Source organism: Streptomyces sp. CNH287, assembly GCF_000424825.1.
This window is the reverse complement of the sequence record NZ_AUKQ01000013.1, coordinates 46,949-71,328: the sequence shown is the minus strand read 5'-3', so window position 1 is coordinate 71,328 and position 24,380 is coordinate 46,949. Positions and strand designations below refer to the sequence as shown.

The following is a 24,380-nucleotide window of genomic DNA, read 5'->3' as shown; positions in this document are numbered from 1 at the left end:
AGTGCCGCGGCGCCGCGCGGGTTCAGGCGGCTGAGCCGGGTTCAGGCGGCTGCGCCGGATACGGGCAGTTCGACGGTGACGCGGAGGCCGCCCGCGGCGCGCGGGGCGAGGGCGAGGGTGCCGTCGTGGGCACGGGCGATGGTCTTGACGATGGCCAGGCCCAGGCCGACGCCCGCCTGGTCGCTGTGGACGCGCTCGGTGCCGCGCTGGAAGGGTTCGGCGAGGGTCGCGACCAGCTGCGGGGCGAGCCGCTCACCGGTGTTCTCGACGGTGAGCAGCACGGTCCTGGGGCCCACGCTGGTGTGAATCCAGACGCTGCCGCACGCCCGCAGGTTGTGGACGATCGCGTTCTGCACGAGGTTCGTGGTCAGTTGCAGCAGGAGCGTCGGCGAGCCGGTCATGGGGGCGATGTCGCCGTGGGTCTCCAGGGTGACGCCGTGCTCTTCCGCGAGGGGGAGGAGCGTCTCGGCGGCCTCTTCCGCGATCAGGGACAGGTCGACGTGTTCCCGGGTGAAGGACCGCTGGTTGGCGCGGCTGAGCACGAGGAGCGCCTCGGTGAGGTCGATGGCCCGGGTGTTGACGGTGTGGAGGCGGTCGACGAGTTCGCCGGTGTCGTGGTGCGGGTCGGTACGGGCGATCTCCAGCAGTGCCTTCGAGATGGCCAGCGGGGTGCGCAGTTCGTGCGAGGCGTTGGCCGCGAACCTGCGCTGTTCGGCGACGTGTGCTTCCAGCTGCGCGAGCATCGTGTCGAAGGCGTCGGCGAGTTCGCGGAACTCGTCCTCGCGGCCCGGCAGCCGGACCCGGTGGGAGAGCGAGCCCCGCGCGGCCACACGGGTGGCGTGCGTGATGCGGGTCAGCGGGGCGAGCATGCGGCCGGCGAGGAACCAGCCGCCCAGGAGCCCGATCAGCATCAGGAAGACCAGCGTGGCGCCCGCGGCCCTCGCGAAGTCGCGCAGGAGGAAGGAGCGGACCAGCACTCCCCCGGGGACGCCCGAGTAGGCGGGCAGGTGGCGCAGGACGAACACCCACATCACCGCGAGCAGCAGGAGTCCGGCGAGCATGAGGAACCCGGTGTAGCTGAGGGTGAGTTTGAGGCGGACGCTCAACCCGGGACGCCTATCCACGGTCGCCGTTCCCGTTCCCGTCGCCGTTCCCGTTCCCGCTGCCGTTCCCGTCCCCGCTCCCGGACGCCGTGTCGATCCGGTAGCCGACGCCCGGCACGGTGGCGATGAGCCAGGGCTCGCCGAGGCGTTTGCGCAGCGCGGAGACCGTGATGCGTACGGCGTTGGTGAACGGGTCGGCGTTCTCGTCCCACGCCCGTTCCAGGAGGTCCTCGGCGCTGACGACTCCCCCTTCGGCGGCGACCAGGACGTCGAGCACCGCGAACTGCTTGCGGGTGAGCGCGACGTAGCGGTCGTCGCGGTAGACCTCGCGGCGGAACGGGTCGAGTCGCAGCCCCGCGATCTCCCGTACGGGCGGCCGGGTGTGCGCACGTCTGCGGTCGAGTGCCCGGAGCCTGAGCACCAGCTCCCGCAGCTCGAACGGTTTGGTGAGGTAGTCGTCGGCGCCGAGGCCGAAGCCGGTGGCCTTGTCGTCGAGGCGGTCGGCCGCGGTGAGCATCAGGATCGGCATGCCGCTGCCGGAGGCGACCACGTGCTTGGCGATCTCGTCGCCGGAGGGGCCGGGGATGTCGCGGTCCAGGACAGCGATGTCGTAGGTGTTGACGCTGAGCAGTTCCAGCGCGGTGCCACCGTCACCCGCGATGTCCGCCGCGATCGCTTCCAGGCGCAGGCCGTCGCGGATGGCGTCCGCCATGTAGGGCTCGTCCTCGACGACCAAGACACGCATGTTCCCCAGGTTACGAGCGCGCACATATCGCCGGCGTATCGAAATCCCCATACGCACCGGCAACACGGCGCGGCCTTGACTCGTGGCATGTCCCTCAGCGCACCGGTACGCACCGCGGCCCCGCCCTCCCCCCTCGCCTCACCCGCCTTGCCCGCCTCACCCGCCACACCCGGCAGGGGGCGGGCGTGCGGCTGACGGTCACGGCGATCAGCGCCGCCGAGCACCTCGCGTTCGTGCGGACGCAGCGTGCGGTCAGCTTCCTCCAGACCCCGGCCTGGGGTCGCGTCAAGACCGAGTGGCGCAGCGAGTCCCTCGGCTGGTTCGACGGCCCGCGGCTGGTCGGTGCGGGTCTCGTCCTGCACCGCCCGGTGCCGCGGCTGGAGCGCTTCACGCTGGCCTACCTGCCCGAGGGCCCGGTCATCGACTGGACCGGCGAGCTGGAGGGGTGGCTCGACCCGCTGGCGGCCCGGCTCCGGGCGCACGGCGCGTTCGCCGTCCGGCTCGGCCCGCAGGTGTGCACGAACGTCTGGAGCGCCGCCCAGGTCAAGGAGGGCCTCGCGGACCCGGGCGTGCAGCGGCTGACCGGGCTGGAGAGCCGGTGGACCGACCCGGTCGGCGCCCGCGTGACCACCTGGCTCGAGGACGCCGGCTGGCTGCCGCAGAGCCCGCAGGACGGCTTCGGGCTCGGGCATCCGCAGTTCAAGTACGAGCTTCCGCTGGCCGGCCGGACCGAGGACGACCTGCTCGGGGGCATGAACCAGCTCTGGCGCCGCAACATCAGGAAGGCGGCCAAGGCGGGCGTCGAGGTCGCGGCCCGCGAGGCCGCGGCCGGTGCGGACCTGACGGCGTTCCACGACCTGTACGTCCACACCGCCGCGCGCGACCGCTTCACGCCCCGGCCGCTGCGGTACTTCGAGACCATGACCAGGGTGCTGAGCGCCGAGGACCCCGAGCGGATCAGGCTCTATCTGGCCCGCCACCGGGGCGACCTGGTCGCCGCCGCCCTCCTGGTCCGCGTCGGCGCGCACGCGTGGTACTCGTACGGCGCCTCGTCCACGAAGAAGCGCGAGGTGCGCGGCTCGAACGCCTGCCAGTGGGCGATGGTCCGCGACTCGCTCGCGGCCGGCTGCGACGTCTACGACCTGCGCGGCATCACCCCCACCCTCGACACCGGCGACCCGCACGCCGGGCTGATCCAGTTCAAGGCCGGCACCGGCGGCCAGGCCGTGCGGTACGCGGGCGAGTGGGACCTGCCGCTGCGGCCGATGGCCTACCGGGCCTTCGCCCTCTACCTGCGGCGGCGCGGGCGCTGAACCCGCGGCCCGGCGCGGGCCGCGGGGGTGCCTGTACGCGGGCTGCCTGCCCCTGTACGCGGGTGCCTCAGCCGAGCGCGGCGGCCACCTCGTCCAGCCGTGCCCCGCGCGAGCCCTTGACGAGCACCACGTCCCCGGCGGCGAGGTGGGCGCGCAGCCAGGCGACGGCCGCGCCGTTGTCGCCCAGGGCGACCGCCCGCGCCCCCGCGCCCTCGGCGATCGGCCGGGCGGCCTCGCCGACCGCGGCCACCACGTCGGCCCGCGCGGCGGCGTACTCCCCGAGGGCGCGGTGCTCTGCCGCACTGGTGCCGCCGAGTTCGAGCATCGTGCCGAGGACGGCGATACGGCGCCGGCCCGCGACCGCCGCCAGCGCGTCCAGGGCGGCGCGGGCCGAGTCGGGGTTCGCGTTGTAGCTGTCGTCCAGCAGCGTCGCGCCGCCGGTGAGTCCGCGCGGCTCCGTACGCCACCGGGAGAGCGAGGAGGTGGCCAGCGCCGCCGCGGCCGCATCCAGGGGTACGCCTGCCGCCAGCGCCGCGGCGGTGGCGGCCGACGCGTTGAGCGCTTGGTGTGCGCCCACGTGCGGCAGCGTGACCCGGGCCGAGGCTCTGGCGGTGCGCAGCGTGAAGGACGGCCGGGCGAGCCGGTCCAGCGCCAGGCCGAGCGCCCGTACGTCGGCGTGCTCCGCGCGGCCGAAGGTCAGCACCGGGCCGTCGGTGAGCGCGCGCATCGCGGCCACCCGGGGATCGTCGGCGTTGAGGACGGCGGTGCCGCCGGGCGCCAGCCCCCGTACCAGCTCGCTCTTGGTCTCGGCGATGGCCGCGCGGGACCCGAACTCGCCAAGGTGGGCCTTGCCGGCGTTGAGGACGACGCCGATGTCGGGGGCGACCAGGCCGGTGAGCCGGGCGATGTCGCCGAGGTGGCGGGCGCCCATCTCCAGGACGAGGAAGCGGGTGGTCGCCTCGGCGCGAAGCATGGTCAGCGGCACTCCCAGCTCGTTGTTGAGCGAGCCGGTCGTGGCGACCGTCGGCGCGGAGGCGGCGAGTACGGCCGCCAGCAGGTCCTTGGTGCCGGTCTTGCCCTGGGAGCCGGTCAGCGCGACGACGGTCAGCCCCTCGCGCAGCCGGGCCACGACGTGGGCGGCGAGCGTCTGCAACGCGGCCCGCGCGTCGTCGACGACGACGGTGGGCAGCGCCGTGGGCCGGGAGCCGAGTACGGCCACCGCACCGGCCCGCGCGGCCTGGTCCGCGTAGTCGTGGCCGTCGGTGTGCTCCCCGGCGAAGGCGGCGAACAGGCCGCCCGGTGCGGCCTTTCGGCCGTCCAGCACGGCCGGGGCGGTCACGGTCACGGAGCTGTCGCCCGCGGTCCTCCCGCCGACGATCCTCCCGCCGACGGCCTCGGCGATCTCGCCGAGGCGGAGCGGGATCACGGCCGGACGGCGCGGAGGCCGCCGAGCGGGAGCGGAGCGGACCGGAAGGGCGCGGGGGCGGCTGTTCCGTCGAAGGTCATTCCGCCAGTGAAGACCGCGCGGTGTATCGCCGGCGTATCGAAATCCCCATACGTTCCGGCAACAGCTCGCCGCCTTGACTGCGGCCATGACCCACAGCGAAACGGTGCGCATCGCCGTCTACGGGTGCGGCCCGGACGAGGCCGTTCTCTTCCGGGAGTCGGCGCCGCGGTTCGGCGTGACTCCGGCCCTCACCCAGGCGCCGGTCTCCGAAGAGAATATCGAACTGGCCGCCGGCGGCCGGTGCATCAGTGTCGGGCACAAGACGCGGCTCACGAACGCCACTCTGCGGGCGCTCGCCCGAGCCGGACTGGCGTATATCTCGACGCGGAGTATCGGGTACAACCACATCGACGTGGAATACGCGGAGAGCGTCGGCATCTCGGTCGGGAACGTCACGTATTCGCCGGACAGCGTGGCCGACTACACGCTGATGCTGATGCTGATGGCGCTGCGTGACGCGAAATCCGTCATCCGCCGCGTGGATGCGCACGACTACCGGCTGGGCGCGGTGCGCGGCAGAGAGCTGCGCGACCTGACCGTCGGGGTGGTCGGTACCGGGCGCATCGGCGCGGCGGTCATGGAGCGGCTGCGCGGATTCGGCTGCCGCGTCCTGGCACACGACAGCCGTCCTCGCACCGCCGCCGAACAGGTCCCCCTCGACGAACTGCTGGAGCGGAGCGACCTGGTCACGCTCCATCTGCCGCTGGACGCGGACACCCGGCACCTGCTGGACCGGCGGCGCCTGGCGCGGATGAAGCACGGCGCGCTGGTCGTGAACACCGGGCGCGGGGCGCTCGTCGACACCGAGGCCCTGGTGCGGGAACTGGAGAGCGGCCGGCTGGGCGGCGCGGCGCTGGACGTCCTGGAGGGCGAGGAAGGAGTCTTCTACGCCGACCGCCGGGAAAAGCCGCCGGAACGCGGCCCGCTGATGCGGCTGCACGAGCTGCCGAACGTGCTCATCAGTCCGCACACCGCCTATTACACGGACCACGCGCTGCGCGACACCGTGGAGAACTCCCTCATCAACTGCGTGAAATTCGAGAACGGGAACGAGCATGGATAGGCTGAAGGTCGGAATAGTTTTCGGGGGCCGTTCCGAGGAGCACCCCGTATCCGTGAAATCCGCGCGCGAGGTCGCCCGGCACCTGGACACCGGGAAGTACGAACCCTTCTACCTCGGGATCACGCGGAGCGGTGCGTGGCGGCTGTGCGACGGGCCCGCCGCGGACTGGGAGAGCGGCGAGTTCCGTCCGGCCGTGCTGTCACCGGACAGCGGCGTGCACGGGCTGCTCGTCCGGGAGCGGGGGCGCTGGGAGGAGGTCCGGCTGGACGTCGTGCTGCCCGTGCTGCACGGCACGCTCGGCGAGGACGGCGCGATGCAGGGGCTGCTGGAGCTGTCCGGCATCCCCTACGCGGGCTGCGACGTCCCCAGCTCCGCCGTGTGCATGGACAAGTCCCTCACCTATCTCGTCGCCGGCAGCGCGGGGGTGGCCACGCCGAACTTCCGGACCGTCACGGCGGACGAGCACATCGACGCCGACGGGCTCACCTATCCGGTCTTCGTCAAGCCGGCCCGCTCGGGGTCGTCCTTCGGCGTCACCAAGGTCTCCCGGGCGGCGGAACTGCCGTCCGCGGTGGAGGACGCGCGGCGGTACGACGCGAAGGTGCTGATCGAGGAGGCGGTCGTCGGCCGCGAGATCGGGTGCGCCCTGCTGGGGAACGGTCCGGACCTGATCACGGGTGAGGCGGACCGCATCGACCTGACGCACGGATTCTTCAGAATCCATCAGGAGGACGATCCGGAGGCCGGTTCGGAGAACTCGACGGCGATCGTTCCCGCCGACATCAGCGCGGAGTCGCGCGCGCTCGTGCAGGAGACCGCCAAAACCGTCTACCGCGCCCTGGGATGCAGCGGGCTGGCGCGGGTGGACCTGTTCCTCACGTGGGACGGGGAGGTGGTACTCAACGAGGTCAACACCCTGCCGGGGCTGACCTCGTACAGCCGCTATCCGCGGATGATGGCGGCTGCGGGGCTGCCGCTCGCCGAAGTCATCGACCGCACGGTCTCGCTGGCGCTGACCGGGAAGAGCCGATGAAGGAGGATTTCGTCTTCGTCGACGAGTGCGCCGCCGGAATACGCTGGGACGCCAAGTACGCCACGTGGGACAACTTCACCGGCAAACCGGTGGACGGCTATCTGGCGAACCGGGTGGTCGGTACGCGGGCGCTGTGCGCGGCTCTGGCGCGTGCGCGCGAGGCGGCGGCGGCGCGCGGCTTCGGGCTGCTCCTGTGGGACGGCTACCGCCCGCAGCGCGCCGTCGACTGCTTCCTGCGCTGGTCGGAGCAGCCGGAGGACGGCCGCAGGAAGTCGCGGCACTATCCGAACATCGGCCGGGCCGAGATGTTCGACAGGGGTTACGTGGCCGCCAAGTCGGGCCACAGCCGCGGCAGTACCGTCGATCTGACGCTCTACTCCCTGGCCACCGGCGAACTCGCCCCCATGGGCGGGGACCACGACCTGATGGATTCCCTCTCGCACCACGGAGCGGAAGGGATCGCACCGCTCGCGGCGGCGAACCGGCAGCACCTCCGGGCCGTCATGGAGGCGTGCGACTTCCGCGCGTACGAGAGCGAGTGGTGGCACTACACGCTCAACGGCGAGCCGTATCCGGACACTTACTTCGATTTTCCCGTCGGGACCGCCCCGTAGGCGCTTCGGGGCGGGGTCCGTGGGCCGTGGGCCGTGGGGACCCGGCTGGGGCGGGCAAGCGACACCCGGGAACTCCCTTTCACTCGTGCGGTGTTCACCTGGGCGGGAGGGCAGAAGCCGGGCGGAGCCGGGCAACGGGACGGTGGGCCGGCCGAGGCCACGTACCGGCGGATGCGCGTCGCGGCCGTCGGCGTACTGTGGGCCTGTACCGCAATGCGTGGCGGTCTCCAGCTCATCATCCTGCCCCTGGAGGTCCCGCATGTCCGCGCCCGAGGTACGACCCTTCCGCCGTGACGACCGCGACCAGCTGACCGAACTCGTCAACATGCACGTCGGCGCTGTCGTCCCCGGCGTCTCCGTCTCCGTCAACACCGTGCTCAGCGACCTGGAGCGGCGGCCGGACGAGTTCATCACCGAACCGTGGGTGAGCGAGCGGGTCACGCTCGTCGCCGAGCAGCGCCGGCACGTCGTCGCCGCGGCCCAGCTGCTGCGCTACCGAGCCGACGACGAGGTCGGCCCTGACTACCGGGACGCCGGTGAGATCCAGTGGTTCGTGTGCCGCCCGCCGGCCTCCTTCTGGCCGGACGCGGAGGAGGCTGCAGAGGGGCTGATGACCGCCTGTCTGGCGCAGCTCGCCCGCTGGAGAGTCCGCGTCCGGTACGCCGACGGAGCCCTGCCCGCCCCGGCCGTCTACGGATTGCCGCGGACCTGGCCCCATGTGCGTGCCCTGTACGAACGCGCGGAATTCCGGCACACCGGGGACACGGAGGTGCTGCTGATCGCGCACGTGGCTGACCTGCCCCGGCCCGAGCCGCGTCCCGGTGTCACCTTCGACCGCACCCTGGGGGAGTGCGGCACCCGCTTCACGGCGCACGCCGACGGGCACGCTCTCGGCTTCATCGAGGTCGACACGGCCCTGGGCCGTCCCGAACGCCACATACGGGCCGCGGGTTTCGCCGACATCGGCAATCTGCACGTCGACCCCGCTCACCCGGAGCGGGGAGTGGAGCACCGGCTGCTGGCCGAGGCCGCTGACTGGCTGCGCCTGTGCGGCGCCAACCGCCTCCTCGCCTACGAGTCGGCCACCGACCGGACCGCGATCGACCGCCTCACCGCTGCGGGGTTCCGTGAACTGGCCCGCACGGACCGCGGCTGGGAGCACCGCCCGCGGTAGCGGCCGCGACCGCGCCCCGCTCCCCCACGGAGTCGGCACCCGCGAGTCGCGCCGCCCTGCGCGCCGGAGCCGGTACGCCGCCCGGCGGGCGGCCCCGGGAGGGTCAGGTGCCCTCGCTGCCGCGCAGTTCCTCCACGGCGGCCCGGGCCGCGGCGCCGATCACCGCGTCCGCGCGCGGCAGCTTGGTGTCGGACCGGGCCGCCTGGGTGAAGACCACCGCCGTGTAGGCGCTGCCGTCCGCCAGTTCGACAACGCCCGCCTCGTGGCGCATCGCACCGAAGGTGCCGGTCTTGCCGTACACGGTGACGTCGTCGTACGGGAACCCGGAGCCGAGCCGATGCGCCCACGGCTGCCGGCGCATCACCTCGCGGAGGAAGGCGCAGCGGTCGCCGGAGGCGGCCTCCCCGGTCCAGATCGCCCGCAGGAGCCGGGTCATGTCCGAAGGTGTGGTGGACGCCTCGTACGCCGGGTCGTACACCCCCGCGGGCACGACGGTGTCGTTGTCCGCGACGCGCGCCAGGGCCGCGTCCAGCGAAGGGGCGCCCGTGTCGGCGACCAGCCGGTGGAACGTGCTGACGACGCCCCCGCGGATGTGGGTGTCGGGCAGCCCCAGCTCGCGGCAGACGGCGTCGACGGTGCCCGGGCCGACGGCCCGCAGGACGGCGTCGGCCGAGGTGTTGTCGGAAATGGTCATCATCAGCACCACCATGTCGCGCAGCGACAGCGTGACAGCGTCGTGCAGGACGGAGACGCCGGTCGGACCGGGCACGCGCTCGCCGGGCTCCAGGGTGATCCTGCGGCGCGGGTCGAGCCGGCCCGCGTCGGCGAGGCGGCAGAAGGCGACTGCCAGCGGCACCTTGTAGACGGAGCCCATGGGCAGCTGCGCGTCGGGTTCGATGGCGACCTGGGCCGACGGGCGGTGCAGGTCCGCGACCTGTAGCCAGCCGCGCACGCCCGCGTCGTCGAACATGCCGCGGATCGTGCGCTCCACCCCGCTGCCGCGTCGCGTGCCGCTCACGGTGCCACCACCCCTCGGGCCAGCGCGTCCTCCAGCAGCCGCGCCGTGCGCGCGGTCTCCTCCGCCCCCGGGCGCCGCGGGTCCCAGGCCACCCGCAGCCGCAGGGGGAGCGGCGGGTCCGCCGCCGTACGCCGCTCGACCCCGGAGGCCGTCAGCGCCTCGTCCGCCGTGATCAGCACCGCCTGGCCCGCCGCCACCAGCGCGAGACCGGCGCGCTCGTCGGAGACCACCACGGTCTCGACCCGGCGGCCACGGCTGGCCAGGGTGTCGAGGAAGAGGTCGTACGCCGCGGGCGCCTCGGCGCGCGGACGTACGGCGACGGGCAGCCGGGGCGGGCGCGCGGCAGGCGGCGGTGTTTCCGGCGGCGGGGCGGCGGGCGAGGACCCGGTGCCGGAGCCGCCGAGGCCGGCGGGCGCGAGCAGCCAGGTCGGCAGCAGGACGACCGGGCCGGCGGCGAGGCCGTGCAGCACGGACGGGTGCCGGATCACGGCGAGGTCGAGCCGCCCGGCAGCCAGGTCACCGAGCAGCGCGGCGGTCGACGCCGTCACCATGCCGATCCGGGTGCGCTCACCGGCCCGTACGGGTGCGGCGGCCACATCGGCCGCGAGCGCCGTCGGCACCTCGGGGGCCAGCCCCAGCCGCAGTCGGCGGCCGTCGGCGTGCTCGCGGGCTCCGGTCTCCCGGAGTTCCGCGAGCGCGGCCAGAGCCCGGCGGGCATGCGGCAGCAGCAGCGCTCCCTCCTCGGTGAGGGACACCCCGCGTGCGCGGACGAACAGCTGGACGCCGAGCAGGTCCTCCAGGCGCCGCAGGCCCTGCGACAGCGGGGGCTGGGTGATCCCCACCCGCTGGGCCGCGGCTCCGAAGTGCTCCTCCTCCGCCAGCGCGACGAAGATTTCGAGATGCCGTTCTGTCAGCAATCCGTCCCCCTGGCGTGCATCGATACGCATCACGAATCAGTCGGATGCCGAGAGCATATTCGACATGCACCCGCGGGCGGGTTTGACTCCCAGCAGGCGGCGGGGGCCCTCTCCCCCGTGCTGATCAGGCACGATTCGGAAACGGAGAGCACCGTGACGCGTAACGGCAGAGCGAACAGTCCCGCCGTGCACCGGCCGCGGCGGCGCGGGCGCGTGCTCGGCATCGTCATGACGCTGCTCCTGCTGGCGGGAGGCGGGTACGCCGCCTTCGGCCTCGGGGGCGACGACGCGGGAGAGGAGGACGCGCAGGTGACGTCCGCCCGGCAGCCGCTGGAGGCGTTCCTCGCCGCGTGGGCCGGGCATGATGCGCCCAAGGCGGCGAGCTACACCGACACACCGCGGAACGCCGCGTCGCTTCTGGCCTCCGTGCTGGCCAACCTCAAGCCCGGCAAGACGACGATCGTCGAGGGCGAGGGCCGCAAGGAGGGCGAGGGGGAGGTGGAGTTCCCCTTCACCGTCACCATGCGGGTGCCGGGCGCCGGCGACCTCACCTGGCGCTCCCGGGCGCAGGTGCTCCGCACGTCGGGAAAGTGGAAGGTCGAGTTCACCTCGCCGATGATCCATCCGGAGCTGAAGCCGGGGCAGACACTCGCGCTCAAGAGCGGCGACGGGCGGGCGAAGGTTCTCGACGCCGACGGCGACCCGCTGCAGGCGGCCAGCCTCGTCGGCACCGTCGACCCCGTCAGCGGGAAGGGCACCTCCGGCCTGGAGGCCCGCTACGACGACGTTCTGTCCGGCGGCCGGAAGGCGGGGAAGTCGCTGGTGGTCGCGGACCGGCGGAGCGGGCGCGCCGTGAAGGACCTCGGCACGGAGGCGAAGACCGAGGGCCGGCCGGTCCGCACCACCATCGATCCGCGCGTCCAGCAGGCGGCGGCCGAGGCGCTGAAGGGGCTGGAGGGCAACGCGTCCCTGGTGGCCGTCGACCCGCGCAATGGCCACGTCCTCGCCGCCGTCAACCGGCCCAGCGGCCTCAACCGCGCGCTGGAGGGGCGCTATCCGCCCGGCTCCACCTTCAAGGTCGTCACCGCGGCGGCGCTCCTGAAGGGCGGCGTACGGCCCGACACCCCCGCACCCTGCCCGAAGTTCGCGCGTGTGGACGGGCAGCGGTTCGAGAACCAGGACCAGTTCACGCTGCCCGCCGGTTCGACCTTCGGAGACGTCTTCACGCAGTCCTGCAACACCTACTTCGTCAACGCCCGCGACCGGCTCACCGACACCGCCCTGCGCGACGCGTCCCAGGCGTTCGGCTTCGGCGGCAGCTGGGACGTGGGTGCGACGACCTACGACGGCAGCGTCCCCGTCAACACGAGTGACAACGACAAGGCCGCCGCCACCATCGGCCAGGGCCGCGTGCTGGCCTCGCCGATGGTGATGGCGTCGATGGCGGCCACCGTGAAGAACGGAACGTTTCAGCAGCCGGTGCTGGTGCCGGACGCGGTGCAGAAGAAGCACCGGGCCCCGGCGGCCCTGGACGGTGAGGTCGCCGACAGGCTCCGCGAGCTGATGCGCGCCACCGTGACCTTCGGGTCCGCCGACGCGCTCAGTGATCTGCCCGGGGAGCCGCACGCGAAGACCGGAACCGCCGAGTTCGGCGACGACGATCCCCCGCGCACGCACGCCTGGATGATCGGCTACCAGGGCGACTCCGACCTCGCCTGGTCGGTGCTCCTGGAGGACGGCGGCTCCGGCGGCGCCGACGCGGGCCCCGTGGCCGCGCGGTTCCTGCGCCACCTGAACCGCTGAACGGCGGCCGCAGGCCGGGCCGGGACCGGCTCGGCCTGAAGCTGCTCGCAGGCGCTATTCCTGGTCCTTGACGCTGTCGAAGGCGACCAGGAGTTTCCGCGTCTGCACGGGCAATTGGTAGTAGGACCCGAGCTTGTAGTACTCCTCCTCGGGCGACCACGTGACGCCGTAGACGAGCATGCGGTCGCCGGGGTACGCGTACGGAGAATTTCTCGCGAAGTGCTCGATTTCCGGTGCAATACGGGCCGGTAGCGCCGACGGGTCAAGAGTTATCAGGTCGCGGCCCGGCGGAACGGCGAAGCAGATGCGCTCGACCTTCGCCGCGTCCCAGCTGAGGGTGACGTAGATGGCGAATGATTTCCGGGCGAACTCCAGCATCGGCTCGGTCGGTTCCGGCAGTCCGATGTCGCGGAGGATCGCGCGGATGGAGTCCGGCTGGAGGCATTCCTCGGGGAGCTTGCCAAAGTAGAGGTTCACCGATTCGCGCTGGTAGTCGATGCCGAGCATGGTGACCTTGTGGTCCAGACCGTGCCGGGCGAAGAGCGCGGCGTTCTCGGCCAGCGCGCGCGGCATGGACGGGATCTCGGCGAGCTTCGCCAGTCCTTGCAGGTCATCCTGGGGGAAGAACGAGTAGATCTTCTTGAAGCCGCCGACGACCCCGCAGTCGACGGCGTACCCGGCCACCGGGCAGCGCTCCTGGACGCCGGCGAGCAGCGTGCCGACGGGGTGGTCCGTCTCCGGGGTGAGGCCCTTCGCCAGCGCGAGCGCGTACGGGTCCGCGCCTCCGGTGGGCACCGTAATGGTGTAGTCCAGCTCCCCCGCGTGGCGTTCGTCGGTCGCCACGCTGAAAACAATGACGGCTTCGCCGAGTGCGTCCTGATACGTGCTCAGGGCCGGCCAGACCTTGTCACGATTGCAGGGTACGCCGACGAGCCCGGCTGATTTCTCCAGAGCGGAATACACTTCTTCCACTTCTGTGCCCCCGTACATGCTTCCTCCAAGTTTCAACCTGCGTGCTTGTTTGCACCAGGAATCCCGTGACCCAACTTGGCGGAACCATAACGTGCGTTCCCCGCTCCGGCTAGCTTGAATGGCCTATTCATGGAGATCGCCGCCGCCGTGCGAACGGAGTTTCTGACCAGGGGCGCGACCAGGATCGCTGGTGGGCGCAGGTTTCCCGGGAGATCGGCACCGAGAAAGGGAATTGCGTATTCCGGGAGTGCCCGGACCGCTGAAATGCACTGCCGGCCCCGCCGCGACGGCGGGGCCGGGCTGCCGGGTGGGGGAGAACCGTCACGCCCGGCCGGCGTTCGTGCCGCTGGCGGCAGCCGCCCGCGGACGGCCGCCGGTGGCCGTGCCTACCGGGTGGCCTTGATGTCGAGCGTGATCTTGACCGTGTCGCTGACGACGGCTCCGGCCGCGCCGCCCTTGACGCCGAACGCCGTGCGGCTGATCTGGGTGGAGGCCGAGAACCCGGTCAGCGGCTCCCCCTCCACCTGGTGCAACTCCAGGTCCAGGGTGACCTGCTGGGTGACGCCGCGCACCGTGAGGTCGCCGTCGAGGAAGAACTTGCCGCCCTCGGCGCGTACGCCCGTGGAGTTGAAGGTCATCGAGGGGTGTTCCTCGGCGCTCAGCAGGTCCTCCTGGCGGAGGTGCTTGTCGCGGGCCTTGCTCTTGGTGTTCACCGACGCGGTCTTGATGACCGCCTTCACCGACGACTCCAGCGGGTTCTCCGCGGTCACGATCGTGCCCTCGAAGTCCTCGAATCGGCCGTGCACGGTGGAGATGGCGAATTGGCGGATGTGGAAAGACACCTCGGAGCGGCCGGTGTCGATCACCCAGGTGCCGGCAGCGTATCCGGGAATGTCGACCTGCGTGGGCATAGTGATGAGCACTCCTTATCGGTGATGTGGACGCGAACGGCCCGCATCGTCGCACCGATATCCGGCACCGGCAACGGCGCCCGGCGACCGCGCGGCACGGGCCTGCCGGGTCGTCATCATCGCTGCGGCATCGGGCGACCGTTGGCGTGTACGGAGGCCGCGTGGCTCAGCATACCCGCAACGAAGTCACTTGCCAGGTAGGCGAGTTGAGCTGTCGGGCAGCTTAAGTGCGGGTGTCTGCGGGCCGCTTGCGCGCGGCGGGAAACCGCCGTCGAGGTGTGGCCGAGGAGCGCACCGGGAGCTTCCCGGGAAGCGTCGGGGGAAGATTCGGAATGGGGAATTCCGTCGTTTGCGCGGCACCCGCCGAATCTCGCCAGGATAACTGGATCATGGCTATGTGCTGGGTGTTCCCCGAAACCCGAGGAGAAATTCGGCCAATCGGTGCCCGCAGGGCGCCCGCCGGAGATTACCCGTCGGCCGGGCTCCAGGGGCGGTCTTCCGTGAGGGTCGCCAGCTTCTTCGGCGGGCCGTTCCGGGGTTACACGGTTCCGGCCGGGGGTGGTGCTGCTCGCGTGCCCGGCGGGAGCAGGCCGGGCACCGGCCGCCCGCTCCCGCCGCTTCCGTGGTCGACGAAGGCCATCGGGGGGCGTCCTGCTTCTCGGGGCGGGCCGGCACGAGCACCTGCCCCGCGGTTCTCGCTTACCTGACCACCCGTCGGACAGGTCCCAGGGTTCAGGCTTGGCGCAGCGGTGCGAGCGCGTTGGTCCAGGCGATCACTTCGGTGAACATCTGCTGGAGCGCATCGTCGTGGCGCTCGGCAGGCTTGAACGTCGTGAATTTCTCGAAGTCGGTCACGAGCGACAGGTTGACCTGGGTGCGCACGGTTGCCAGTTGCAGCGCTCCGGCGATGAGTCGCAGGTGTTCCACGGCGCGGGCGCCACTGACGTTGCTGCCGTACGCGACGAAGCCGGCGGCTTTGTTGTTCCACTCGCTGTAGAGGAAGTCGATGGCGTTCTTGAGCGCCGACGGGATGGACCGGTTGTATTCGGGGGTGACGAATACGAACCCGTCAAGTTCGGCGACCCGGGCGCTCCAGGCGCGGGTGTGGGCATGTTCGTATGCGCCCATCAGCGGGGACCGTGGCTCGTCGAACAAGGGCAGGTCGTAGTCGGCGAGGTCGACGAGTTCGAACTCGGCGTCCTCGCGTGACCTGGCCGTCTTCTCGATCCACTGCGCGACCTGAGGTCCGACGCGGCCGGGGCGGGTGGTGCCAAGGATGATCCCGATTCTGGTCATACACGTCTCCATGTCGTGGTGAGGGGGAAGGGCGCGTGGGCACGCCAAAACTTACTGTCAGTATGAACTGCATGCGCAGGGCTGGCCCCGGCATCTCGTGACGCACTTTGAAGTCAGTCACGCATCTTCAGGGAGGAATCTCGCCGGCGTGGACCTGGGGGGTGTCTGTCACCTGTGCGAGGTTGTCCCGCTCGGCGCGTCGGGTGACTCGAGGGCCACCACGAGGCCGTTCAACCGCAGCCGTGTCCCGCCGCGTACATGCAGTAGGTCGTCGCTTCCGTCGCCTGTCGGCGCGACGAACGCCACCTGCTCCGTCCAGGTGAGTTCGGTCCCGTTCGCCTCGGCATGCAGCTCTACGGTCGCCAGGGAGGTCCAGCGCAGCACTTCGTCGACGTGAGCCTCATACACGTAAACAATTCGGGCATCTGGGGTGATATCGATATACCGTGACCAGTACTTGAGCTGCTGCGGGGGCGTATCGAGAGTGGTGAAGGTGCTGTACGCGGTCTCACCGGCGCCGACGCGGAAGTCGTGTTCGTACGTTGCTCCGCGGCCAGGCAGCTTGAACCACCGCCGCCGGAGGCCGGAATCGGCGAACGCACGGAACACCTCGGCGGGGGAGACGGAGAGGCGTAGCGTCACCGTGAACGTGTCGTGCAGGACGCCATCGGGAGCCGGCTCGGGCGGCGCGTCATGGGTCTCCTGTACTGCGCGGTCTCGGTCCTTGGTCATGACTGTTCCTCCTGTGTGCAAGTTACGATCAGTAGGAAACGGCCTGCTCCCGTGGATTAGTCCGGCGCGGGGACACGCACTTTGACGTCACTTGCGTACGCGGGAGGAAGAATCGTATGGACGCAGCCCTCCGTTCTGATCTCGTGGCCAGGGGAGTCGCCCCGGAATGCATCGAGACCATCGAACTCGTGCGGGACGTACTCGCCCGTGTGGGAGACAAATGGACCGTCCTGGTGATCACCGCGCTCGGGCCCGGGCCGCTGCGCTTCACCGCGCTGTACGAACAAGTGGCAGGCATCTCGCAGAGGATGCTCAGCCAGACCTTGCGGCTTCTGACCAAGGACGGCCTGGTGACGAGGACGGCCTACGCGGAAGTCCCACCCCGCGTCGAGTACGCCCTCACACCGCTGGGCCGGTCGCTCAGCGGCCAGGTGGAAGGCATCGTGCACTGGGTCCGGGAGCACCAGGCGGAGGTCATCCAGAACCGGACCGAGTTCGAAGCAGCAGGCCGGCGGGCCGGACGGCTGCGCTGATTCCCGGCCCCTGCGGCAGGAGAGCCCGGCCGCCGCGCAGCGCTCGCCCCCGGCGGCCCCCGCAGGGCGGGCCGCCGGGGCCGCAGCACCCGCGCGGGTAGGCGGCGGTGCGGGAGCCCGGGACCCCGCACCGCCGCCTCACTTGGTGGCCGCCGCCGCTGTCACCGCTTCTCGTCGTCCGGCTCCCCGGTCTCCGGCCCGGCCTCCGCCTCCGCCTGCTTCGCCTCGACCTCCGGGTCGAGCGCGTCGGCGCCGCCGTCCTCATGCGCTGCGGCGGCCACCACCGAGCCGTCCACGGAGCTGAGCGTCGAGCGCTCGCCGAGCTCGGTCGCGGGCGGCGGCTCGACCAGCCAGTCCGGGTTCGCCTGCCGGTCCCACCAGCGCCACGCGACGTACGCGCCGCCCGCCACCAGCCCGATCAGCCCGAGCCGCCGGGCCACCCGGCCCCGGCGCGCCCGGCGCTCGCGGTGCCGCGCCAGCTGCTCGATCTCGCGGGGGGTCACCTCGCCGCGCAGCGCCGCCAGGGCGGCGGCACTGCGGGCCCGTGCCTCGTCCCGGGCCGGGCCGGCCGCCGTACGGGCCTCGGCGAGGGCGCTGGTGGCGCGCGGCACGGCGTAGTCGGCGGCCTGCCGGGCGGCCCGGCGGGTGCTGCGGGCCGCGCGGGTGGCGGAGCGGTCCACCTCGGGGGGCAGGGCCTCCCGGGCCTTGGACAGCCGGGGGGAGACGTGCGCGCTGTAGTTCTCGCGCGCGGCGCAGCGGGCCTGCCGGGCCGCGGTGGAGACCTTGGGGCCCAGCCGCGCCCCGGCCTCGTGCGCGTAGTGCGAGGCGGTCTCCCTGGCGGTCTCCGCGTAGGGCGCCGCCGCCTCGGCGGCGTGCCGCACACTCTCCCTGGCACTGTCGGCCGCGGCGCGTGCGCTGTCGATGCGGGTCACGGATTCCTCCTCCTCGTTCGTGTGCCCGGCCCGGTCATGTTTCCGGAGCCGGACGGTTCGGAGGGGGCCCCTCCGAGAAGACTCACTGTCTCGCGTTCCACTCGTTGCCCAGATCATGCCTGGCCGGTGCGTACCGGGCACGTACGCACCGGCATCCGGGTCACGCGGGGCGGGCCCCCGCAGCCGTCCGTGGGAGACTCGGGCGGGTCAACGCACACTGATGGAAGGTAGATCGTGGCTGAGCAGCTTTACGCCACCCTGAAGACCAACCAAGGCGACATCGAGGTGCGGCTCTTCGCGAACCACGCCCCGAAGACGGTCAAGAACTTCGTCGAGCTGGCCGAGGGCTCCCGGGAGTGGACGCACCCGGCGACGGGCCAGACCTCGCACGACAAGCTCTACGACGGCACCGTCTTCCACCGGGTGATCAGCGGTTTCATGCTCCAGGGCGGCGACCCGCTGGGCAACGGAACCGGTGGTCCCGGGTACGAGTTCGCGGACGAGTTCCACCCGGATCTCGCCTTCGACCGCCCGTACCTGCTGGCCATGGCGAACGCCGGGCCGGGGACCAACGGCTCGCAGTTCTTCATCACGGTGGCGCCCACGGCCTGGCTGACGGGCAAGCACACCATCTTCGGCGAGGTCACCGACGAGGCGGGCAAGAAGGTCGTCGACGCCATCGGCGCCACCCAGACCAACCCGCGCACGGACCGTCCGGTCAACGACGTCGTGATCGAGTCGGTCGTCATCGAGAGTCGCTGAGCGCGAGCACTCGGTGTTCCGGGAACTGATCCGCCCCGCTCGGCCGTAGAACCTGCGTAGGGTGCTGCGGTCAGCGGGGGCGGGTCAGTCCGAAGGGGAGTCCATGGATCAGCACGAGCCGGTGGTCGTCTGCTACCGGCATCCGGAGCGCGAGACGGGCATCCGCTGCACGCGCTGTGAGCGGCCCATCTGCCCGGCGTGCATGATCACGGCATCTGTCGGCTTCCAGTGCCCCGAGTGCGTGCGCACCGGGTCCGGCACGGGCCACGCCCCGGGGGCGAACCGGCCGCGTACGCTCGCGGGCGGCTCGATCGCGGCCGATCCCCGGCTGGTCACCAAGGTGCTGGTGGCGCTCAACGCCGCGCTGTTCATCGCGGTGCTGACGGCGGGCGACCGCCTCACCGCCGATCTGGTCATGATCGGCCAGTGGCCGCACGACACCTTCTACCAGCCGACCGAAGGCGTCGCCGAGGGGCAGTGGTACCGCCTGCTGACCTCGGTCTTCCTGCACCAGGAGATCTGGCACATCGGGATGAACATGCTGGGCCTGTGGTTCCTGGGCCCGCCCCTGGAAGAGGCGCTCGGCCGGGTCCGCTTCCTGGCGCTGTACCTGCTGTCCGGGCTGGGCGGCAGCATGCTGACCTATCTCGTCGCCGACCCTGGGGCGCCGTCGCTCGGCGCGTCCGGCGCGGTCTTCGGCCTGTTCGGCGCGACGGCGGTGCTGATGCGCCGCCTCCAGTACGACATGCGGCCGATCCTGGTCCTGCTGGCGATCAACCTGGTGTTCACCTTCACCTGGTCCGACATCGCCTGGGAGGCGCACATCGGCGGCCTCGTCTTCGGCGCGGCCATCGCGTACGCCATGGTGCACGCGCCGCGCGAGCGGCGGGAGCTGGTGCAGTACGGCACCTGTGGAGTGGCGCTGCTGGTGATCGTGGCGGCCTGCGTGCTGCGGACCATGGCGCTCACGGGCTGACCGTCAGGCGCCGGCCGCCCGGTCGGCGCCGGCACCGGGCGGCCTGGCCGTGAGCGCGCCGCCCGGTGAGTTGTCCACAGCCTGCGCGGGATCTTGTGCATGAAGCACCCGGGGCCTCACCGGAATCGAGCAGAGGTGCGTTTTCCCTGCAAGATCGGGTGATGCGCACCCGTGAGGTGCTCCGCACCGGTCACACCGGCGTCAACACAGGTTGAGTTATCCACAGATCTTCTGAGTTTTCCAAGGCTGTGGATCAACCTGTGGATAACTTCTGGGGTGAGCTTCGCGGAGCGCTACTTCCACTGGGTGGAGACGACGAACCCGCCCGCGATGAAGCCGAAGCCCACCACGATGTTCCAGTTGCCGAAGGCGTCGACGGGCAGGCTGCTGTTCGTCACGTAGAAGACGACGATCCACGCCAGGCCGATGCCGAACAGCGCGAGCATCAGCGGGGCGACCCAGCGGCGCCCACCACCACCCATGTCAAGCTTTGTCGTCTTCGCCGGGGGTGGCGTGAATTCTTCCTTCTTGCGGATCCGTGACTTCGGCACGAGGAACTCTCCTGTCGATGCGCTTCGTGACCGCGCGGGTGATTCGTCGGAGCGGTGGTCCGTTAGCGTAGTGCTTACCAGGGGCGGAAGGAGACAGGGGTACGGTGTCCAATTTTCGCATCCGGCCTGCCCGGCTGGCCACAGTCGGCATCTTCGCACTCGCCGGATTGATCTTCTGGGTGAGCTTCGACACCGCGCAGGGTACGAACATCCGTACGGACGACTCCATGCTCCGCCTCTCCGACCTTATCCGGGAGCGGAGCAAGAAGAACGGCAAGCTCGAATCCTCCGCCGCCGAGCTGCGCGCGAACGTCGACTCCCTCGCGGAGCGTGACGGCGGCGCCACCGAGGAGGAGGAGCGCGCGCTGCGCCGGCTCAAGCGCGCGGCCGGCACGACGAAGATCTCCGGTGAGGCGCTCACCGTCACCCTCACCGACGCCCCGTCCGACGCCACCCCCCTGGTGCCCGGCGTGCCCGACCCGCAGCCCAACGACCTGGTGATCCACCAGCAGGACCTCCAGGCCGTCGTCAACGCCCTGTGGAAGGGCGGCGCCGAGGGGATCAAGGTCATGGACCAGCGCCTGATCAGCACCAGCGCCGTCCGCTGCGTCGGCAACACCCTGATCCTCCAGGGCCAGGTCTACTCCCCGCCCTACAAGGTGACCGCCGTCGGCGACACCGACCGCCTCCGCAAGGCCGTCGACACCTCCCCGGCCATCCAGAACTACCTCCAGTACGTCGAGGCGTACGGCCTCGGCTGGAAGGTCGACAAGGACCGGTCGGTCACCCTGCCCGGCTACGAGGGCACGGTCGACCTCCGGCACGCGTCCCCCATCGGATGACGGAGACCGCCCGTCCGACGGGTTGAGCGGCTGACGCCACCCCCCGCGCCGCGAGGTCGTTACTCTGGTGGACGCCGGACGCGCCGCGGTGGCGCCCGGGACGGAAGGACGGCATCACAGGATGTACGGCTGGATCTGGCGGCACCTGCCGGGCAACGCCTACGTGCGGGCGCTGCTCTCCCTCGTGCTGGCCCTCGGCGTGGTCTACGTGCTGTTCCAGTACGTCTTCCCCTGGGCGGAGCCACTGCTTCCGTTCAACGACGTGACCGTCGACGACGGCGGCGGCGGCGAGAGCGGAGTGGGCTGATGGGCGCGCGGATTCTCGTCGTCGACAACTACGACAGCTTCGTCTTCAACCTCGTCCAGTACCTCTACCAGCTCGGCGCCGAGTGCGAGGTCGTGCGGAACGACGAGGTGCGCACGGCGCACGCGCGGGACGGCTTCGACGGCGTCCTCCTCTCGCCCGGGCCCGGCACCCCCGAAGAAGCGGGCGTCTGCGTCGAGATGGTCCGCCACTGCGCGGCCGGCGGACCGCCGGTCTTCGGGGTCTGCCTCGGCATGCAGTCGATCGCCGTCGCCTACGGCGCGGTCGTGGGCCGTGCCCCCGAACTGCTGCACGGCAAGACCTCACCGGTGCACCACGAGGGCACCGGGGTCTTCGGCGGCCTGCCCTCGCCCTTCACCGCCACCCGCTACCACTCGCTGGGCGTAGCGCCGTCCACCGTGCCCGAGGAGCTGCGGATCACGGCCAGGACGGAGTCCGGGGTCGTGATGGGCCTGCGGCACCGCACCCTGCCCGTGGAGGGCGTGCAGTTCCACCCCGAGTCGGTGCTGACGGAGTGGGGCCACCGCATGCTGGCCAACTGGCTGGCGGAGTGCGGGGACGCGACCGCGGTGGCACGGTCCGCGGGACTGGCACCGGTCGTCGGCGCGTGACCTCGCCGCACCCGGGGCCGGAAGGCGCCGAGGACGACCCGTACGGCCCGGAACCGTACGGGTCGGGCGCGGCGGGCCTGTACGCGCGCCCGGGGGCCTACGAGGCGGCTGTGGACGCCCTCGCCGACCCGCTGACCGATCCGCTGCCGGGGCAGCCCGCACCGGAAGCCGTAGCGGCGCCCGTACCGGAGCCGGAGCCGTCGGCGGGCGCGGCGTTCGAGCCGCACACCTCGCCGTGGTTCCGGCCGCACCAGGACGGCCGGGCGCCGGTGTCGGCGGCACCGCCGCCGCAGGCCCGGCAGGTGATGCCGCCGCAGCAGGCGCAGGCGTACCAGGAGCAGCAGGCGCAGGTATCGCAGCCGCCGCACAAGGCGGCGCCGGGCGGGGGGGAGGAGACCGGCTGGACGCCCGCCGCCTCCGCGCCCGTACCGGAGCCCGCCGCTTTGACCGTGTCCGGCTGGGCGCAGCCCGGTTCCCCGGCCGAGGCGGAGCCGCCGCGGGTGGAGTGGGGGCTCGGCGTGACGGTCGCCCCCGAGCCCGAACCGCCGTCGCCCGGCGGGCGGTCGGACGTGCCGCGCGGGGTGTCCGAGACCGCCGCGCTGCCCGTCACCGACCTGGACCCCGGGCCGGACCCGGCCGCCTCCCCCGCCGCAGCGGCACCGGACCCGGCACCGGCCTCCGCGCGTGCCACCGGCGACGAGGACGACCGTACGGTCGGCCTGCGGCGCCCCGACGGGGCCGCGTTGGGCCGCGCCGCGCGCCGCAAGGCCGCCGCGGGCAAGGGCGGGGCACGCGGCAAGGGCCGGGGCAAGGGGAAGCCCGCGCCGCCGCCCGTGCGCGCGGGGACCCGGCTGGAGGCGCGCCGCGCGGCCCGCGCGGCGAAGGACGGCCCGGTCGTCATCCTCAGCCGCTTCATCGGTGAGGTGTTCATCACCTTCGGCGTGCTGATGCTGCTGTTCGTCGCGTACCAGCTGTGGTGGACGAACGTCCTGGCGCACAAGGCGGCGGGCAAGGCGGTGGACGATCTGGAGGACCGCTGGAAGCAGAATCCGGAGCGCAAGCCGGGGAAGTTCTCGGCGGGCGAGGGCTTCGCCATCATGTACATCCCGAAGCTGGACATCCGGGTGCCGGTCGCCGAGGGCGTCGACAAGCAGTCCGTCCTGGACAAGGGCATGGTCGGCCACTACGACGAGAAGTCCGGGCTCAACACGGCCATGCCGTGGGACGAGAAGGGCAACTTCTCGGTCGCCGGGCACCGGAACACCCATGGGGAACCGTTCCGCTACATCAACAAGCTGGTGGCCGGTGACGTGATCATCGTGGAGACGGCGGACACCTACTACACGTACAAGATGCACAGCCGCCTGGCCTCGACCTCGCCGTCCAACACGACGGTGGTCCAGCCCGTGCCGCCCCAGTCCGGATTCACCAAGTCCGGGCGGTACGTGACTCTGACGACGTGTACTCCGGAGTTCACCTCGAAGTACCGTCTCATCGTCTGGGGCAAAATGGTCGACGAGCGTCCGCGGAGCAAGGGCAAGCCGGACGCTCTCGTCGACTAGCGGCAGCGGTCGCGGCAGCACGGGGAACGGGGCGTGGGACGGGTGGCACAGCACGGGCGGGACGTCGAGGACGGCGAACCTTCGGCCGCACCCGGCGAGGAGATACCGGACACGCCTGACCCGGCGGAGAGACCGCGGGCGTCGGACACTCCCGAGGAGGCGTCCGGATCGGCGGCGCCGACGGGGTCCGACGCCGAGCCTGGCGAAGGCGGGACCCCTGCCGAGGCGGAGCCGGAGCCCGAAGCGGAAGCACCGGCGGAGCCGGAAGCGGAGTCCGACCCCGACCCCGAAGCCGCGCCCGAGCCCAAGCCCGCCCGCCGCCGTACGCGCGGCAGGCGCGGCGTGTTCGCCGTCGTCGTCAGCGGCGTCGGCGAACTGATGATCACCGCAGGCGTGGTCATGGCTCTGTTCGTCGTCTACTCCCTGTGGTGGACGAACGTGGTGGCCAACCGGGAGGCGGACCGCAAGAGCGACAAGGTCCGCGACCACTGGGCCCAGGACCGCGGCGGCCCCGAAGGCCCCGGCGACCGCAACCTGAAGGAGGGCATCGGCTTCCTGCGGGTGCCGTCCATGACGGACGACGACATCCTGGTCACCAAGGGCACCTCGACCGACGAGCTGAACCACGGCACGGCGGGCTACTACACCAAGCCGGTCAAGTCGGCGCTGCCCTGGGACCAGTCGGGCAACTTCTCCCTCGCCGCCCACCGGGACGGCCACGGCGCGAAGTTCCACGACATCGACAAGATCGAGAACGGCGATCCGGTCGTCTTCGAGACCAAGAACACCTGGTACATCTACAAGGTCTACAAGACGCTGCCCAAGACCTCGAAGTACAACGTGGACGTCCTGCGGGAGATCCCGAAGGTGTCGGGCAGGAAGAAGGCGGGCCGGTACATCACGCTCACGACGTGCACGCCCGTCTACACCTCGAAGCACCGCTACATCGTGTGGGGCGAACTGGTGCGCACCGAGTCCGTGGACGCGGACCGTACCGTCCCCAAGGAGATCCGCTGACACGGCGCCGCCGCTGACACGCCGCCGCCCCTGACACGCTGACGACGTGCACCGGCCCTGCCCGCCGT

The 24,380-nt window shown here is 71.6% G+C and carries 25 protein-coding genes; 14 read left to right on the top strand and 11 right to left on the bottom strand.

The features are described 5' to 3' along the window. Window positions 1-41 precede the first annotated feature (41 nt). Both H299_RS0114330 and H299_RS34175 read right to left on the bottom strand, forming a co-directional pair. Window positions 42-1,124: a sensor histidine kinase gene (locus H299_RS0114330; protein ID WP_027748965.1), complete on the bottom strand. Its 1,083-nt coding sequence runs from the start codon at window positions 1,122-1,124 to the stop codon at window positions 42-44. Next, entirely contained in the window at window positions 1,117-1,848 is a 732-nt protein-coding gene (locus tag H299_RS34175; RefSeq protein WP_051262473.1) for a response regulator transcription factor, read from the bottom strand. Before H299_RS34175 ends, H299_RS0114330 begins: the two co-directional genes overlap by 8 nt. Before the next feature lie 185 nt (window positions 1,849-2,033). On the opposite strand from H299_RS34175, the gene H299_RS0114320 reads away from it, so the two are divergent. Further along, window positions 2,034-3,161 carry a peptidoglycan bridge formation glycyltransferase FemA/FemB family protein gene (locus H299_RS0114320; RefSeq protein ID WP_027748964.1) on the top strand — a complete coding sequence of 376 codons (1,128 nt, stop codon included), beginning with the start codon at window positions 2,034-2,036 and terminating at the stop codon, window positions 3,159-3,161. A 67-nt stretch (window positions 3,162-3,228) separates the two neighbouring features. Here the strand turns inward: H299_RS0114320 and H299_RS0114315 are convergent, their stop codons facing one another. Beyond that, the gene (locus tag H299_RS0114315; RefSeq protein ID WP_027748963.1) at window positions 3,229-4,587 is read right to left on the bottom strand and encodes a UDP-N-acetylmuramoyl-tripeptide--D-alanyl-D-alanine ligase; all 1,359 of its coding nucleotides are present in this window, start codon (window positions 4,585-4,587) and stop codon (window positions 3,229-3,231) included. A 166-nt stretch (window positions 4,588-4,753) separates the two neighbouring features. Here H299_RS0114315 and H299_RS0114310 point away from each other — a divergent pair, with 166 nt between their 5' ends. The 4 genes from H299_RS0114310 (at window position 4,754) to H299_RS0114295 (ending at window position 8,552) form a co-directional block, all read left to right on the top strand. Continuing rightward, on the top strand, window positions 4,754-5,731 hold the full coding sequence (locus H299_RS0114310; protein ID WP_027748962.1) for a D-isomer specific 2-hydroxyacid dehydrogenase family protein: 978 nt from the start codon (window positions 4,754-4,756) through the stop codon (window positions 5,729-5,731). Beyond that, entirely contained in the window at window positions 5,724-6,764 is a 1,041-nt protein-coding gene (vanA, locus tag H299_RS0114305) for a D-alanine--(R)-lactate ligase (RefSeq protein ID WP_027748961.1), read from the top strand. Before H299_RS0114310 ends, vanA begins: the two co-directional genes overlap by 8 nt. After that, window positions 6,761-7,378, top strand: a complete 618-nt coding sequence (gene vanX, locus H299_RS0114300; RefSeq protein ID WP_027748960.1) for a D-Ala-D-Ala dipeptidase VanX — start codon at window positions 6,761-6,763, stop codon at window positions 7,376-7,378. Before vanA ends, vanX begins: the two co-directional genes overlap by 4 nt. 259 nt (window positions 7,379-7,637) lie before the next feature. After that, window positions 7,638-8,552 (top strand): GNAT family N-acetyltransferase, encoded by a 915-nt coding sequence (locus tag H299_RS0114295; RefSeq protein WP_027748959.1) that lies wholly within the window; start codon window positions 7,638-7,640, stop codon window positions 8,550-8,552. Window positions 8,553-8,655: 103 nt separating this feature from the next. On the opposite strand, the gene H299_RS0114290 is transcribed toward H299_RS0114295, so the two are convergent. Both H299_RS0114290 and H299_RS0114285 read right to left on the bottom strand, forming a co-directional pair. After that, the gene (locus H299_RS0114290) at window positions 8,656-9,570 is read right to left on the bottom strand and encodes a serine hydrolase (protein ID WP_027748958.1); all 915 of its coding nucleotides are present in this window, start codon (window positions 9,568-9,570) and stop codon (window positions 8,656-8,658) included. Beyond that, window positions 9,567-10,487 carry a LysR family transcriptional regulator gene (locus tag H299_RS0114285; RefSeq protein ID WP_027748957.1) on the bottom strand — a complete coding sequence of 307 codons (921 nt, stop codon included), beginning with the start codon at window positions 10,485-10,487 and terminating at the stop codon, window positions 9,567-9,569. Before H299_RS0114285 ends, H299_RS0114290 begins: the two co-directional genes overlap by 4 nt. 228 nt (window positions 10,488-10,715) lie before the next feature. Between H299_RS0114285 and H299_RS0114280 the strand changes: the two genes are divergently transcribed. Then, window positions 10,716-12,290, top strand: coding sequence for a penicillin-binding transpeptidase domain-containing protein (locus H299_RS0114280; RefSeq protein WP_037759106.1), 1,575 nt, complete (start codon window positions 10,716-10,718; stop codon window positions 12,288-12,290). A 54-nt stretch (window positions 12,291-12,344) separates the two neighbouring features. On the opposite strand, the gene H299_RS0114275 is transcribed toward H299_RS0114280, so the two are convergent. From H299_RS0114275 to H299_RS0114260, 4 genes are all read right to left on the bottom strand, one after another. Then, window positions 12,345-13,280: an aromatic prenyltransferase gene (locus H299_RS0114275; RefSeq protein ID WP_027748955.1), complete on the bottom strand. Its 936-nt coding sequence runs from the start codon at window positions 13,278-13,280 to the stop codon at window positions 12,345-12,347. 368 nt (window positions 13,281-13,648) lie between these two features. Next, window positions 13,649-14,173, bottom strand: a complete 525-nt coding sequence (locus H299_RS0114270; RefSeq protein ID WP_027748954.1) for a YceI family protein — start codon at window positions 14,171-14,173, stop codon at window positions 13,649-13,651. A gap of 732 nt (window positions 14,174-14,905) precedes the next feature. Further along, complete coding sequence (locus tag H299_RS0114265) at window positions 14,906-15,469, bottom strand: NAD(P)H-dependent oxidoreductase (protein WP_027748953.1); 564 nt, start codon at window positions 15,467-15,469, stop codon at window positions 14,906-14,908. A 168-nt stretch (window positions 15,470-15,637) separates the two neighbouring features. Next, window positions 15,638-16,201 carry an SRPBCC domain-containing protein gene (locus H299_RS0114260; protein WP_078512738.1) on the bottom strand — a complete coding sequence of 188 codons (564 nt, stop codon included), beginning with the start codon at window positions 16,199-16,201 and terminating at the stop codon, window positions 15,638-15,640. Between the two features lie 116 nt (window positions 16,202-16,317). Between H299_RS0114260 and H299_RS0114255 the strand changes: the two genes are divergently transcribed. After that, window positions 16,318-16,734, top strand: a complete 417-nt coding sequence (locus tag H299_RS0114255) for a winged helix-turn-helix transcriptional regulator (protein WP_027748951.1) — start codon at window positions 16,318-16,320, stop codon at window positions 16,732-16,734. A 161-nt stretch (window positions 16,735-16,895) separates the two neighbouring features. Here the strand turns inward: H299_RS0114255 and H299_RS0114250 are convergent, their stop codons facing one another. Continuing rightward, window positions 16,896-17,666 (bottom strand): DUF5324 family protein, encoded by a 771-nt coding sequence (locus tag H299_RS0114250; protein WP_027748950.1) that lies wholly within the window; start codon window positions 17,664-17,666, stop codon window positions 16,896-16,898. 234 nt (window positions 17,667-17,900) lie between these two features. Here H299_RS0114250 and H299_RS0114245 point away from each other — a divergent pair, with 234 nt between their 5' ends. Together H299_RS0114245 and H299_RS0114240 are read left to right on the top strand one after the other, a co-directional pair. Beyond that, the gene (locus H299_RS0114245; protein WP_027748949.1) at window positions 17,901-18,428 is read left to right on the top strand and encodes a peptidylprolyl isomerase; all 528 of its coding nucleotides are present in this window, start codon (window positions 17,901-17,903) and stop codon (window positions 18,426-18,428) included. A gap of 103 nt (window positions 18,429-18,531) precedes the next feature. Further along, a complete protein-coding gene (locus H299_RS0114240) occupies window positions 18,532-19,404 on the top strand; it encodes a rhomboid family intramembrane serine protease (RefSeq protein WP_027748948.1) in 873 nt (290 codons plus the stop codon). Window positions 19,405-19,697: 293 nt separating this feature from the next. Here the strand turns inward: H299_RS0114240 and crgA are convergent, their stop codons facing one another. Beyond that, complete coding sequence (gene crgA / locus H299_RS0114235) at window positions 19,698-19,955, bottom strand: cell division protein CrgA (protein ID WP_027748947.1); 258 nt, start codon at window positions 19,953-19,955, stop codon at window positions 19,698-19,700. 104 nt (window positions 19,956-20,059) lie between these two features. Between crgA and H299_RS0114230 the strand changes: the two genes are divergently transcribed. The 5 genes from H299_RS0114230 to H299_RS34165 all read left to right on the top strand — a co-directional run bounded on the left by H299_RS0114230 (window position 20,060) and on the right by H299_RS34165 (window position 24,312). After that, window positions 20,060-20,797: a DUF881 domain-containing protein gene (locus tag H299_RS0114230; protein WP_027748946.1), complete on the top strand. Its 738-nt coding sequence runs from the start codon at window positions 20,060-20,062 to the stop codon at window positions 20,795-20,797. Between the two features lie 121 nt (window positions 20,798-20,918). Beyond that, window positions 20,919-21,104 (top strand): hypothetical protein, encoded by a 186-nt coding sequence (locus H299_RS0114225; RefSeq protein ID WP_027748945.1) that lies wholly within the window; start codon window positions 20,919-20,921, stop codon window positions 21,102-21,104. Beyond that, a complete protein-coding gene (locus H299_RS0114220; RefSeq protein ID WP_027748944.1) occupies window positions 21,104-21,733 on the top strand; it encodes an aminodeoxychorismate/anthranilate synthase component II in 630 nt (209 codons plus the stop codon). Before H299_RS0114225 ends, H299_RS0114220 begins: the two co-directional genes overlap by 1 nt. Beyond that, window positions 21,730-23,295 carry a class E sortase gene (locus H299_RS34170; protein WP_037759043.1) on the top strand — a complete coding sequence of 522 codons (1,566 nt, stop codon included), beginning with the start codon at window positions 21,730-21,732 and terminating at the stop codon, window positions 23,293-23,295. Before H299_RS0114220 ends, H299_RS34170 begins: the two co-directional genes overlap by 4 nt. Before the next feature lie 102 nt (window positions 23,296-23,397). Beyond that, window positions 23,398-24,312: a class E sortase gene (locus tag H299_RS34165; RefSeq protein WP_078512752.1), complete on the top strand. Its 915-nt coding sequence runs from the start codon at window positions 23,398-23,400 to the stop codon at window positions 24,310-24,312. Window positions 24,313-24,380 lie beyond the last annotated feature (68 nt).

Bases quoted from the DNA above. Each gene is read 5' to 3' on its own strand.
- H299_RS34175 (WP_051262473.1), bottom strand. From the start codon at position 1,848: ATGCGTGTCTTGGTCGTCGAGGACGAGCCCTACATGGCGGACGCCATC.
- H299_RS0114310 (WP_027748962.1), top strand. From the start codon at position 4,754: ATGACCCACAGCGAAACGGTGCGCATCGCCGTCTACGGGTGCGGCCCG.
- vanA (WP_027748961.1), top strand. From the start codon at position 5,724: ATGGATAGGCTGAAGGTCGGAATAGTTTTCGGGGGCCGTTCCGAGGAG.
- vanX (WP_027748960.1), top strand. From the start codon at position 6,761: ATGAAGGAGGATTTCGTCTTCGTCGACGAGTGCGCCGCCGGAATACGC.
- H299_RS0114295 (WP_027748959.1), top strand. From the start codon at position 7,638: ATGTCCGCGCCCGAGGTACGACCCTTCCGCCGTGACGACCGCGACCAG.
- H299_RS0114280 (WP_037759106.1), top strand. From the start codon at position 10,716: ATGACGCTGCTCCTGCTGGCGGGAGGCGGGTACGCCGCCTTCGGCCTC.
- H299_RS0114275 (WP_027748955.1), bottom strand. From the start codon at position 13,280: ATGTACGGGGGCACAGAAGTGGAAGAAGTGTATTCCGCTCTGGAGAAA.
- H299_RS0114270 (WP_027748954.1), bottom strand. From the start codon at position 14,173: ATGCCCACGCAGGTCGACATTCCCGGATACGCTGCCGGCACCTGGGTG.
- H299_RS0114265 (WP_027748953.1), bottom strand. From the start codon at position 15,469: ATGACCAGAATCGGGATCATCCTTGGCACCACCCGCCCCGGCCGCGTC.
- H299_RS0114260 (WP_078512738.1), bottom strand. From the start codon at position 16,201: ATGACCAAGGACCGAGACCGCGCAGTACAGGAGACCCATGACGCGCCG.
- H299_RS0114255 (WP_027748951.1), top strand. From the start codon at position 16,318: ATGGACGCAGCCCTCCGTTCTGATCTCGTGGCCAGGGGAGTCGCCCCG.
- H299_RS0114240 (WP_027748948.1), top strand. From the start codon at position 18,532: ATGGATCAGCACGAGCCGGTGGTCGTCTGCTACCGGCATCCGGAGCGC.
- H299_RS0114225 (WP_027748945.1), top strand. From the start codon at position 20,919: ATGTACGGCTGGATCTGGCGGCACCTGCCGGGCAACGCCTACGTGCGG.
- H299_RS0114220 (WP_027748944.1), top strand. From the start codon at position 21,104: ATGGGCGCGCGGATTCTCGTCGTCGACAACTACGACAGCTTCGTCTTC.